The sequence below is a fragment of the Neotabrizicola paludis genome, from assembly GCF_044142105.1.
Taxonomy (GTDB): domain Bacteria; phylum Pseudomonadota; class Alphaproteobacteria; order Rhodobacterales; family Rhodobacteraceae; genus Pseudogemmobacter.
Window position 1 is genome coordinate 526545 of record NZ_JBGTYM010000001.1, and the last position, 11392, is coordinate 537936.

General features: G+C 66.1%; 10 protein-coding genes. 7 read left to right on the forward strand and 3 right to left on the reverse strand.

Going from position 1 to position 11392, the window contains the following annotated elements; genetic code table 11:
- Positions 1–4: 4 nt before the first annotated feature.
- The 3 genes from ACED67_RS02515 to ACED67_RS02525 are packed head-to-tail and all read left to right on the forward strand — an operon-like array spanning position 5 to position 3864.
- Positions 5–1144 carry a carbohydrate ABC transporter permease gene (locus tag ACED67_RS02515; RefSeq protein WP_395539950.1) on the forward strand — a complete coding sequence of 380 codons (1140 nt, stop codon included), beginning with the start codon at positions 5–7 and terminating at the stop codon, positions 1142–1144.
- Positions 1145–1151: 7 nt separating this feature from the next.
- On the forward strand, positions 1152–2765 hold the full coding sequence (locus ACED67_RS02520; RefSeq protein WP_395539951.1) for an alpha-amylase family glycosyl hydrolase: 1614 nt from the start codon (positions 1152–1154) through the stop codon (positions 2763–2765).
- 13 nt (positions 2766–2778) lie between these two features.
- Entirely contained in the window at positions 2779–3864 is a 1086-nt protein-coding gene (locus ACED67_RS02525) for an ABC transporter ATP-binding protein (RefSeq protein ID WP_395539952.1), read from the forward strand.
- Between the two features lie 74 nt (positions 3865–3938).
- Here the strand turns inward: ACED67_RS02525 and speB are convergent, their stop codons facing one another.
- Positions 3939–4901, reverse strand: a complete 963-nt coding sequence (gene speB, locus ACED67_RS02530; protein ID WP_395539953.1) for an agmatinase — start codon at positions 4899–4901, stop codon at positions 3939–3941.
- Positions 4898–5818: a LysR family transcriptional regulator gene (locus tag ACED67_RS02535; RefSeq protein ID WP_395539954.1), complete on the reverse strand. Its 921-nt coding sequence runs from the start codon at positions 5816–5818 to the stop codon at positions 4898–4900. The genes speB and ACED67_RS02535 overlap by 4 nt, the downstream gene beginning before the upstream one ends.
- 85 nt (positions 5819–5903) lie before the next feature.
- Between ACED67_RS02535 and ACED67_RS02540 the strand changes: the two genes are divergently transcribed.
- Both ACED67_RS02540 and ACED67_RS02545 read left to right on the forward strand, forming a co-directional pair.
- The gene (locus tag ACED67_RS02540) at positions 5904–6692 is read left to right on the forward strand and encodes a phytanoyl-CoA dioxygenase family protein (protein ID WP_395539955.1); all 789 of its coding nucleotides are present in this window, start codon (positions 5904–5906) and stop codon (positions 6690–6692) included.
- 94 nt (positions 6693–6786) lie between these two features.
- Positions 6787–7800, forward strand: a complete 1014-nt coding sequence (locus tag ACED67_RS02545) for a TDT family transporter (protein ID WP_395539956.1) — start codon at positions 6787–6789, stop codon at positions 7798–7800.
- 24 nt (positions 7801–7824) lie between these two features.
- Here the strand turns inward: ACED67_RS02545 and ACED67_RS02550 are convergent, their stop codons facing one another.
- Positions 7825–8529 (reverse strand): type 1 glutamine amidotransferase, encoded by a 705-nt coding sequence (locus ACED67_RS02550; protein ID WP_395539957.1) that lies wholly within the window; start codon positions 8527–8529, stop codon positions 7825–7827.
- A 133-nt stretch (positions 8530–8662) separates the two neighbouring features.
- On the opposite strand from ACED67_RS02550, the gene guaB reads away from it, so the two are divergent.
- Positions 8663–10111 carry an IMP dehydrogenase gene (gene guaB, locus ACED67_RS02555; RefSeq protein ID WP_395539958.1) on the forward strand — a complete coding sequence of 483 codons (1449 nt, stop codon included), beginning with the start codon at positions 8663–8665 and terminating at the stop codon, positions 10109–10111.
- Positions 10111–11259 carry an RsmB/NOP family class I SAM-dependent RNA methyltransferase gene (locus ACED67_RS02560; protein WP_395539959.1) on the forward strand — a complete coding sequence of 383 codons (1149 nt, stop codon included), beginning with the start codon at positions 10111–10113 and terminating at the stop codon, positions 11257–11259. The genes guaB and ACED67_RS02560 overlap by 1 nt, the downstream gene beginning before the upstream one ends.
- Positions 11260–11392 lie beyond the last annotated feature (133 nt).

Below are 11392 nucleotides of genomic sequence, written 5' to 3' on the forward strand. Positions count from 1 at the left end.
GGGCATGGACAGCATCGCCGGCAAGAAACCCGCCCTGACCTGGGCCGTGCAAATCGCGGTCGTGGCCCTGGTGGTGCTTTGGGTCGTGCCGACCTTCGGCCTTCTGGTGTCCTCCTTCCGCACCACCGACCAGATCACCTCGTCCGGCTGGTGGCAGTCGCTGGCCACGCAGGAAAGCCAGCAGCCCGCGATCCGCATCGAGGGCGATGAGACACAGAAGGACGGACTTTTCGCGATAGAGGGCAATCTTTACGGTGGAAAGGGTGGCGCAGTCAGCAAATGGGGCACATCCTCGCGCGAGCCCGAGGCCTATGCACCGGGCGCTACGGCCGAGTTGAATGACGGGCTGAAGCTGACGGTGCAGGAGAATGGCGATTTCAGCCTGACCTCGCCCGCGACCATGGCGGATATGCGGCTGCCCCGCGTGTTTACCACCGCCTCGACGCCGCCGGAATTCACCACGCGGAACTATACCAATGTCATCTCCTCGCCTATGGTAGGGCAGTCGATCGGTCAGGCCTTCCTCAACACGCTGACCGTGGCGATTCCGGCGACGATCATCCCGATCCTTGTGGCGGCCTTCGCGGCCTATGCGCTGGCTTGGATGGAGTTCCCGGGCCGCGCGCTGCTGGTTGCGTTTGTCGTCGGGCTACTGGTCGTGCCCTTGCAGCTTGCGCTGATCCCGCTGCTGCAATTCCACAACTGGCTGGGGATCGGAAAAGGCTATCTGGGTATCTGGATGGCCCATACCGGCTTTGGCCTGCCGTTGGCGATCTATCTGCTGCGCAATTACATGGTCGGCCTGCCCCGGGATATCATCGAGAACGCCAAGGTCGACGGCGCCACTGATTTCCAGATCTTCACCCGGATCATTCTGCCCTTGTCCTTCCCGGCGCTGGCCTCTTTCGCGATCTTCCAGTTCCTCTGGACCTGGAACGACCTTCTGGTGGCGCTGGTCTTCCTTGGCACCGGCAATGATCAGCAGGTGCTGACCGGCAACCTTGTCAACCTGATGGGGTCGCGCGGGGGCGACTGGGAAATTCTTTCGGCCTCGGCCTTCGTATCCATCGCGGTGCCGCTTCTGGTGTTCTTCTCCATGCAGCGGTTCCTGGTGCGCGGGCTTCTGGCTGGTTCGGTGAAGTGAGACGGCTATGAGCGTGACGAAAGACCCTGACTGGTGGCGCGGCGCGGTGATCTACCAGATCTATCCGCGCAGCTTTCAGGATTCGAATGGCGACGGGATCGGCGACCTTCCGGGCATAACCCAGCGGCTGGAGCATGTGGCAAAGTTGGGCGCGGATGCGATCTGGATCAGCCCCTTCTTCAAGAGCCCGATGAAGGATTTCGGCTATGACGTGAGCGATTATTGCGATGTCGACCCGATGTTCGGCACATTGGCCGATTTCGACGCATTGGTGGCGCGGGCGCATGACCTGGGCATCAGGGTGATGATCGACCTGGTGATCTCGCATACCTCGGACCGTCACCCGTGGTTCCTGGAGAGCCACAAGAATCGCAGCAATGCCAAGGCCGACTGGTATGTCTGGGCCGACCCGAAGCTGGATGGCACGCCGCCGACGAACTGGTTGTCGATCTTCGGCGGTTCCGCCTGGCAATGGGATGCACGGCGCGAGCAATATTACCTGCACAACTTCCTGACCTCGCAACCCGACCTGAACTTCCACAATCCGGCCGTGCAGCAGGCGGTTCTGGACGCCACCGAGTTCTGGCTGAAGCGCGGGGTCGACGGGTTCCGGCTGGATACGATCAACTTCTACTTCCACGACAAGCATCTGCGCGATAATCCGGGCTTGCCCGTGGAGATGCGCAATGACCGCACCGCGCCCAAGGTGAACCCTTATAACCACCAGATGCATCTGTTCGACAAGTCGCAGTCCGAGAACCTGGCCTTCCTGCGCCGGTTCCGCGCCCTGATCGCGCCCTATGGGGCGGCGGCGGTGGGCGAGGTGGGCGACAGCGAGCGCGGCTTGCAGATCATGGCACATTATACGTCGGGCGGCGACAAGGTGCAGATGTGCTATCCGTTCGAGCTGCTGCAACCGGCGCGGCTGGGGGCGGCCGATCTGAAGGCGACCTTTGACCAGCTTGCCGCCGAAGCGCCGGATGCCTGGCCCTGCTGGTCCTATTCAAACCATGATGTCGTGCGCCATGTCACGCGCTGGGGGCTGAGTGATCAGGCCGCCCGGATGTATCTGGTGCTGCTGGCCTGCCTGCGCGGGTCGATCTGCATTTATCAGGGCGAGGAGCTGGGCCTGCCCGAAGCCGAGATCGACTTCGAGGATTTGCAGGACCCTTACGGGATCGAGTTCTGGCCCGAGTTCAAGGGCCGCGACGGGTGCCGCACGCCGATGCCCTGGGTGCAGGACAATGCCAATGGCGGTTTCACCACGGCGGCGCGCGGCTGGCTGCCGGTCTCGCCCGCGCATCTGCCAAAGGCGGTGGCCGTGCAGGGCGAGGGGTCGATGCTGGCCTATTACCGCGCCGTGCTGGCCTTTCGTCGCGCGCATCCGGTGCTGGCGCTTGGCGCCATGTCCGCTGTGACGGTGGAGGGCGATGTCGCCTGGTTCTCGCGCAGCGGCGATGAGGCGATCTTCTGTGCCTTCAACCTTGGGCCGGATACGGCGCGGGTGACGCTGCCGGAGGGGCGTTGGCAGGCGCTGGCAGGCGAACTGGGTGGAACGGCGGCAGCGGGGCAGGGCGTTGATCTGCCGGCTTGGGGCTTCGCCCTGGCGCGAAAGGCTTGAGGGGGACGGGACGATGGCGGAACTGCTTCTGACGGGCGTTGAGAAGGCCTATGGCGAGGTCAAGGTGTTGAAGAACATCGACCTCGACATCAAGACGGGCGAGCTGATCGTCTTTGTCGGCCCTTCGGGCTGTGGCAAATCCACCCTTCTGCGGATGATCGCGGGGCTGGAACGCATCACCGGCGGCGATTTCTCGATCGACGGCGTGCGGATGAACGATGTGCCGCCCGCACAGCGCGGCATCGCCATGGTCTTTCAAAGTTATGCGCTTTATCCGCATATGACCGTGCGCGACAATATGGCCTTCGCGCTGAAGATCGCGAAGAAGCCGCAGGCCGAGATCGACGCCGCCATCGACAAGGCGGCGCGGATCCTGCAACTGACGCCCTATCTCGACCGGCTGCCCAAGGCGCTGTCGGGCGGACAGCGGCAGCGGGTGGCGATCGGGCGCTCGATCGTGCGCGATCCGAAGGTCTATCTCTTTGACGAGCCGCTTTCCAACCTCGACGCCGCGCTGCGGGTGGCGACGCGGATCGAGATCGCGCAGTTGAAAGAGCAAATGCCCAATTCGACCATGATCTATGTGACCCATGATCAGGTCGAGGCGATGACGCTTGCCAGCCGTATCGTGGTGCTGGCCGGTGGCGGCATCGCGCAGGTGGGCACGCCGCTGGAGCTGTATGAACGTCCCGAGAATGAATTCGTGGCGCAGTTCATCGGCAGCCCGGCGATGAACCTGACGCCGGGCGAAGTGGTGGAAACCGGGGCCGAGACGGTGATCAAGCTCGCCAATGGCGGCATGGCCCGGTCGCATGTGCCGACCCAGGCTGCGGACAAGGGCCGACAGGTCAAGCTCGGGGTGCGGCCGGAAGATCTGGTCGAGACCACCGGAGACGCGATTTTCGAGGGCAGTGTCGAGATCACCGAAGCCCTGGGCGAAGTAACGCTGCTCTATCTTGCCAAGGATGCCGAGGGACAGCAGGTCATCGCCAAGCTGCCGGGCATCCGGCCCGAGCTGCGCCACCAGACCGTGCGGCTAGGGGCAAGCCCGGCCAAGGTCCATCTTTTCGCCAATGGTCGATCGCTGCTCTATCGCTGATCTCCGCCTTTCATCTTAGCGAAATACGCCTGGGTCCCGGGGGCGCCGCCCCCGGAGTGCGCAACCGGGGGACGTCACCCGCCCTTGCGGGCGTGGAAGATGAAGCCCAGGAAGTTCAGCAGCACCTGCGCGGCAAGGATCGAGGTCGAGCCGGAATGGTCGTAGTCCGGCGCCACCTCCACCAGATCCAGCCCCACCACCTCATGCCGCCGGGCGACGCCTTGCAGGATTTCCAGCACCTCGTAATAGAGAAAGCCGCCATGCGAGGGCGTGCCGGTTCCGGGCGCGATCGAGGGGCAGAAGCCGTCAATGTCGATGGTCACGTAAAGCCTCGCATCCTTGGGGATGCGGGCCAGCACGCCCTCGACCCCCAGCTTGCGCACCTGCCGCACCGACAGGATGTCGTCGCCCATGGCGCGCGCGGCATCGTAGCCATCCTTGGCGGTTGACGACACGTTGCGGATGCCAAGCGCGGTGATGCCGGTCACATAGTCCTTTTCGGCCGCCCGGCGCATCGGGTTGCCATGGCCATGGCGCACACCATGGCGGACATCGACGAAATCAAGATGGGCGTCGATCTGCAGGATATGGATCGGGCCACGGCCCTCGAAGGCGCGGATGCAGGGGATATTGATCGAATGGTCCCCGCCCAGCACCACGGGCAGAGCGCCCGCATCCAGGATGGCGCGGACGCCGATCTCGATATTGGCGTGGCTTTTCTCGGTATCGGTATGGACGATATCGGCATCGCCAATATCGACGATGCTGACATCGGAACCCAGATAGGTGCAGTCATCCTCATGGTCATAAGCCCCGGCATGGCCGAATGAGAAGAGGGTCGAGGCTTCGCGGATGGCGCGGGGGCCAAAGCGGGCGCCGGCGCGGAACTGGGTGCCGAAATCGAAAGGCGCGCCAAGGATCGCGGCATCGGCCTTGATCGCCGACCAGTCCGCCACATAGGGCCGCTTGCCGAAGGTCGAGATCCCGACGAAGGGCAGGTTCAGCCGCCCCGTCTCATAGCCATTCCCACCGCTCATGATTCCCCCTCATCTGGCATCGCGGCGATGTTGGGGGGCCGCGCAAGCAGCGGCAAGAGCGAAGGCAGCCGTTCCGAGAGACGTCGCGCAGCGGGAGAAAGCGGATTGTCCGTCAGCCGTGCCAGAACGATCGCCTCGTCCCCGGCATCGCGGATCGGGCGGGTGACGAGTGGGCGGCCATCATGGCTTTGCGCGGGTGCAGGGCGGGTGTAGCTGAGGCCGATGCCCAGACCGTTGGCGGCGAAGCTGCGCATCAGGTCAAGCGAGGCCGAGCGATGCGAGATCTGGGGCTGCAAGCCGCGCGAGGCGAAAAGCGATCGGAAATGCGCGATGGACAGGCCCTGGTCGGTCAGAACCAGCGGCTCGGGGGCCAGCTCTGCCAGGGTCAGGCTGTCACGCTGCGCCAGCGGGTGGCCTGGGGGAAGCACGGCATGGGGCGCGACGCGCGACACGGGCGAGCGTGCAATGGCGGGCGGCAGACCCAGATCCCAGGTCAGCGCCAGCGCCACCTCGCCGCGCAGAAGGGCTTCGGCCAAGGCGTCGAATCCGAGAACCTGAGGAGCGAGCGTCAGGCCTTCTTGCGGCAGGCGCGCCATGAGGGGCGCAAGGAAGCCGGGGGCAAGGTCATCAAACACCGCGATAGGCACGGGGGCGGTCTCGCCCGGTCCACGCATCAGCTGGCGCAGATCGGCCAGTCGGGCCTCCGCTTCGGCCAGCCAGGCCGCGCCGAAGGTGCTGGGCGACATGCGGCCCGGCTGGCGAAGGAACAGGGCCTGACCAAGCTGCGCCTCAAGCTGCGCCACGGCGACCGAGAGGGCGGGCTGGCTGACATTCAGGGCTTGGGCGGCGGCCGTCATGCCGCCATGGCGGGCGATGGCCGTGGCATAGACAAGCTGGCGTAGCGTGAGAGATAGCATTTCCTTATCCAACACTTCAAACATCATTATTGGAATCTATGATTGATCTGAGCCACAGCTTTGGCAATGGCAAAGGAGACCCCTGATGGCGGTGCAAGTGACGGATGAGATGCGCGAGGCCTATGCCCGCGATGGCGTGGTTCTGATCAAGGGCCTGTGGAGCGACTGGGTCGAGGTGCTGCGCCGCGGGGTCGAGGCCGACATGGCCGACCCGACCTTCCAGATGGTCAACCTCAAGCCCGGCGAGGCGGGGAAGTTCTTCGACGATTATTGCAGCTGGCAGCGCATCCCGGAATTTCGCGACGCGATCTTCAATTCCGGCGTGGCGCGGGTGGCGGCGGAGCTGATGGGATCGCAAGGCGTGCAGCTTTTCCACGATCATGTCCTGGTCAAGGAACCCGGTACGACCAAGCCGACGCCCTGGCACAGCGACGGGCCTTACTACTTTGTCGAGGGGCGGCAGACGGTCAGCTTCTGGTCGCCGCTCGACCCGGTGAAGGAGGCGTCCCTGCGCTGCGTCGCTGGCAGCCATCTGTGGGAGAAGGATGTTCTGCCGACGCGCTGGATGGCGGAGACGAGCTTCTATCCGGGCGATCACGATTACATGCCGGTGCCGGACCCCGATGCCGAGGGGATGCGGGTGATGGAATGGGAGATGGAGCCGGGCGACGCCGTGGCCTTCAACTTCCGCACCCTGCATGGCGCGCGCGGCAATATCAGCGCGAACCGGCGCCGGGCCTTTTCGCTGCGCCTGGTGGGGGATGACGCGCGTTATGTTGAACGGCCCGGGCCCTGCTCGCCGCCTTTCCCGGGCCATGGGATGCAGCCGGGCCAAAGGCTGCGGACGGACTGGTTCCCCGAACTGGCGGTCTGAAAGGCGCCATCGGCGCACAACCGCAGGCGGCATCTTGCCGCTCTTGCGGCGGCGCGCGGGATCGGATGGTCTGGCGCGGCAAGGAGAAGCCCCGATGGCCCCGTCCCCAGCCCCCGAACCTATTCGTCGCCGTCCACCAACCTATCCGCCGCCCGAATTTCCGCCGCGGCGACTGCCCGTCTTCGCGCGGGTGCCGCCTGCGATCTTTCCAGTCCTGCTTGGCCTTCTGGGTCTGGCCGGTGCGATGCGGCTGGGGTTCGAGCGGCTGGGCTTGCCGCTTGCGGCGGCCGATCTTGTGGCGGGACTGGTGCTTGGCCTTTGGGCCTTTGGCATTTTCGGCTATCTGGTCAAGCTCTGTCGGCGCCCCGGGGTGATCCTTGAGGATATGCGGGTCATGCCGGGTCGGGCGGCGCTGGCGGCGGGCACCGGCAGCGTCATGACGGCAGCTGTTGTCCTGGGACCATTCGCGCCCGGGGCGGCGCTGGCGCTGCTCTGGACCGGGCTGGTGCTGCATTTTCTGCTCGCGGTCCTGGCGGTCGCGGTCCTGGCCGATCTGCCGCGCGAGGCGCGCGGGGTGAACCCGGGCTGGCATATCCTCTTCACCGGCTTCATCCTGGGGGCGCCCCCTGCGGCGCTTCTGGGGCAAGAGGCGCTGGCGCGGGGGCTGATCTGGGCGACGATCCCTGTCGCGCTGGCGATTTGGGGCGCGAGCCTGGCGCAGCTTCTGCGCGGCGCACCGCCCGCGCCCTTGCGCCCGATGCTGGCCATCCATCTGGCGCCCGCCTGCCTGTTCGCCACGGCCGCGGCGCTTACCGGGCAAGTGCATCTTGAGGCGGGATTTGCGACCATGGCGATCGTGATCGCGCTGGCGCTGGCCTCGGCCGCGCGCTGGATCTGCGCGGCGGGGATCACGCCGCTTTGGGGTGCATTCAGCTTTCCCATCGCCGCGTTGGCCACGGCGCTGTTGCGTCAGACCGGCGGGCTGGCGAGCCTTGGCATGGGGGTGCTGGGCGTGGCGCTGATCGCCGTGCCCTGGATTGCCTGGCTGGTCTTGAAAGACTGGCCGAGCGGGCGGCTTGCCGCGAAGACCAACGCGGCGACGGCCTGATCCGGCCGCGCCAAGGGCGCGGGATCAGACCATCCCGACCCAAGCCCGCGCGAGCGCCAGGCCATGCGCATCGGCCGCAGCACCGCGCTGGGCCGCCATGGCGAGGCGTGCCTGATGCCAGCCGGGTGACAGGCTTTCCACCAGATCCGGGAAGGTGCGGCTCCAGTCCTCGACCACGGCACGGGACGCCTCGAAATGGAACTGTGTGGCATAGCCTGCGCGGCCGAAGCGGAAGCTCTGGTTCTGCGCCATCGCCGATCCGGCCAGCCGCGTCGCCCCGGGCGGCAGGCTGAACGTGTCGGAATGCCATTGAAAGATCGGGAAATCCGGGGGCAGGGTCGCCGTCAGGGGATCGTCGGCGCCATCGGGGGTCAGCGCCACGTCGCACCAGCCGAATTCCGGCGCGGCGCCCAGGATGTTCTCGGCCCCAAGGCCGCGGGCAAAGACCTGTGCGCCAAGGCAGATGCCCAGCACGGCCTTGCCCGAGGCGGCTGTCTCGGCCATCAGCCCTGCCAGTCGGGGCAGATAGGGGTGGCTGTGGTCATCCCGCGCCGATTGCTCGCCGCCAAAGACGACCAGCGCGTCGGTTTCCAGCCGGGCGGGCAGGACCTGTCCCGCCCAGGGTTTCACCAGATCGATCCGGGCCGCAGCTTCATGCAGGGCCACGCCGACCTGGCCATGATGGGTGACCCGCGTGTTTTCGACAATCGTGACATGCATCGGTGACATCCCCGGCCCCTGTTGCGGCACAATCAGCATGGGGCAGGGCAGCTTTCAAGCCCAAGATGCAGCTTCCCCCTTGCGCCCGGGCGGCCAAGGTGAAACAGGGAACCGCCAAACGATGATCCCCAAGGAGAGACCCATGGAGATTCGCGAGGCGCTTACCTTCGACGACGTCCTGCTTGTTCCGGCTGCATCCTCGGTGCTGCCGTCCGAGGCCGATACATCGACCTTCGTCACCAAGTCGATCCGCATGAACATTCCCTTGCTGTCCAGCGCCATGGACACGGTGACCGAGGCGCGCATGGCCATCGCCATGGCCCAGGCCGGCGGGATCGGCGTCATCCATCGCAACCTTGACCTCGAGCAGCAGGCGACCGAAGTGCGCCGGGTCAAGCGCTTCGAATCCGGCGTGGTCTACAAGCCGATCACGCTGCGCGCCGATCAGACGCTTGCCGATGCCAAGCTGCTGATGGAGCGCTATAACATCACCGGCTTCCCGGTCGTCGATGGCGAAGGCCGCGTGGTCGGCATCGTCACCAATCGCGACATGCGCTTCGCCTCGGACGACCGCACGCCGGTCTCGGTGATGATGACCGCCGACAATCTGGCCGTGCTGAAAGAGCCGGTCGACCGGGCCCAGGCGATCAGCCTGATGAAGGCGCGGCGGATCGAGAAGCTTCTGGTCACCGATGGTGCCGGTCATCTGACCGGTCTGCTGACCCTGAAGGATACCGAGAAGTCGGTGCTGAACCCCCATGCCTGCAAGGATGAACTGGGTCGCTTGCGCGTGGCGGCGGCCTCGACCGTCGGCGATGCCGGGTTCGAGCGCAGCCAGGCGCTGATCGAGGCGGGCGTGGACATGGTGGTGATCGACACCGCGCATGGCCATTCGGAAGGCGTGGCCCGCGCGGTCGAGCGGATCAAGAAACTGTCGAACACGGTGCAGGTCGTCGCGGGCAACGTGGCCACGGCCGAGGCGACGCGCGCGCTGATCGGCGCTGGGGCGGATGCGGTAAAGGTGGGGATCGGCCCCGGCTCGATCTGCACCACGCGCATCGTCGCCGGTGTGGGCGTGCCGCAGCTGACCGCGATCATGGATTCGGCCCGCGCGGCGGGCGACATTCCGGTCATCGCCGATGGCGGCATCAAGTATTCGGGCGATTTCGCCAAGGCCATCGCGGCGGGGGCTTCCTGCGCCATGGTCGGCAGTGCCATCGCGGGCACTGATGAATCCCCCGGCGAGGTGATCCTGTGGCAGGGCCGCAGCTTCAAGGCCTATCGCGGCATGGGGTCGATCGGCGCCATGGCGCGCGGTTCGGCCGACCGCTATTTCCAGAAGGAAGCCAGCTCGGACAAGCTGGTTCCGGAGGGGATCGAGGGGCAGGTGCCCTATAAAGGTTCGGCCCAGGCGGTGATCCACCAGATGGTCGGCGGCTTGCGCGCGGCGATGGGCTATACCGGTTGCGCCACCGTGGCCGAGATGCGCGCGAATTGCCAATTCGTGAAGATCACCGGGGCCGGGCTGAAGGAAAGCCATGTCCATGACGTGCAGATCACCCGCGAAAGCCCGAATTACCGGGTGATGTGATGACCCCCGCCGCGCGGGCCGCCGCTGCCATTGCGGTGCTCGACCGCATCCTGGCTGGTGAACCGGCGGAGAAGGCATTGACAGGCTGGGGCCGCGCCTCGCGCTATGCCGGGTCGGGCGACCGGGCGGCGGTCCGCGATCTGGTGTTCGATGCCTTGCGCTGCAAGCGGTCCTTTGCCGCGCTTGGCGGCGCGATGTCGGGGCGCGGGTTGGTGCTCGGGTCGGCAAGGGCGGCGGGATTGGACCCGGCCCTGTGGTTTGACGGTACGGCCCATGGGCCGGCGCCTGTCGGCGACGAGCCCGGTCATACGGCCGAAGGGGCCGCTGCGCTGGATGTGCCGGATTGGCTTTTGCCGCCGCTGCGCGCAGCGCTTGGCCCGGACTGCGATGCCGTTCTGGCCGCAATGCGGCAACGCGCGCCGGTGGTGCTGCGGGTGAACCTGGGCAAGGCTTCGCCGGCCGCGGCCCTTGCGGCGCTAACCGAAGACGGCATCGAGGCCATGCCGCATCCGCTGGCGGCGGCAGCGCTGGAAGTGACGGGCGGGGCGCGCAAGGTTCAGGCTTCGCGCGCCTATGCCGAGGGGATGGTGGAGTTGCAGGATGCCGCCTCGCAGGCGGTGGTCGAGGCGCTGCCGCTGCGCGACGGGATGAAGGTTCTGGACCTTTGCGCCGGGGGCGGAGGCAAGACGCTTGCCATGGCGGCGCGGGCGCGGATCAAGGCCTTCGCGCATGACATCGCGGCGCGGCGGATGGCCGATCTGCCCGCCCGGGCGCAACGAGCCGGTGTGAAGGTCACGCTGACCGAAGCGCCTGAGAAAACGGCGCCCTACGATCTGATCCTGACCGATGTGCCCTGTTCGGGCTCCGGCTCCTGGCGGCGCGACCCCGAAGGGAAATGGCGACTGACGCCCGCGCGGCTGGAGGAATTGCAAGGCTTGCAGTCCCAGATCCTGAACCGCGCCGCATCAATGATGGGACCTGGGGGCACCTTGGCCTATGCCACCTGCTCCTTCTTTCGGGCCGAGAACGAGGACCGGATTTCTGATTTCCTCGCCGCCAATGCGGCCTGGCGCTGCACGATGCAGCAGCGCTTCACGCCGCTTCAGGGCGGCGATGGTTTCTTTCTGGCCCTGCTGTCGCGGGACTAGACCGCAACCGCGCCATGTTTTCAGATGGCGCTGTCAACTTCCGGCTGTTTTTCCGACCAAGTTAAGTCACAGTTAACGAATTGCACGGCCTATTGACCGCGGGGAGGTCGATTCCCCGGACGGAGGTTTGGGT

What these genes read in the sequence shown, in the direction of transcription:
- ACED67_RS02515 (WP_395539950.1), top strand. Translation starts at nt 5, where the DNA reads ATGGACAGCATCGCCGGCAAGAAACCCGCCCTGACCTGGGCCGTGCAA.
- ACED67_RS02520 (WP_395539951.1), top strand. Translation starts at nt 1,152, where the DNA reads ATGAGCGTGACGAAAGACCCTGACTGGTGGCGCGGCGCGGTGATCTAC.
- ACED67_RS02525 (WP_395539952.1), top strand. Translation starts at nt 2,779, where the DNA reads ATGGCGGAACTGCTTCTGACGGGCGTTGAGAAGGCCTATGGCGAGGTC.
- speB (WP_395539953.1), bottom strand. Translation starts at nt 4,901, where the DNA reads ATGAGCGGTGGGAATGGCTATGAGACGGGGCGGCTGAACCTGCCCTTC.
- ACED67_RS02535 (WP_395539954.1), bottom strand. Translation starts at nt 5,818, where the DNA reads ATGCTATCTCTCACGCTACGCCAGCTTGTCTATGCCACGGCCATCGCC.
- ACED67_RS02540 (WP_395539955.1), top strand. Translation starts at nt 5,904, where the DNA reads ATGGCGGTGCAAGTGACGGATGAGATGCGCGAGGCCTATGCCCGCGAT.
- ACED67_RS02545 (WP_395539956.1), top strand. Translation starts at nt 6,787, where the DNA reads ATGGCCCCGTCCCCAGCCCCCGAACCTATTCGTCGCCGTCCACCAACC.
- ACED67_RS02550 (WP_395539957.1), bottom strand. Translation starts at nt 8,529, where the DNA reads ATGTCACCGATGCATGTCACGATTGTCGAAAACACGCGGGTCACCCAT.
- guaB (WP_395539958.1), top strand. Translation starts at nt 8,663, where the DNA reads ATGGAGATTCGCGAGGCGCTTACCTTCGACGACGTCCTGCTTGTTCCG.
- ACED67_RS02560 (WP_395539959.1), top strand. Translation starts at nt 10,111, where the DNA reads ATGACCCCCGCCGCGCGGGCCGCCGCTGCCATTGCGGTGCTCGACCGC.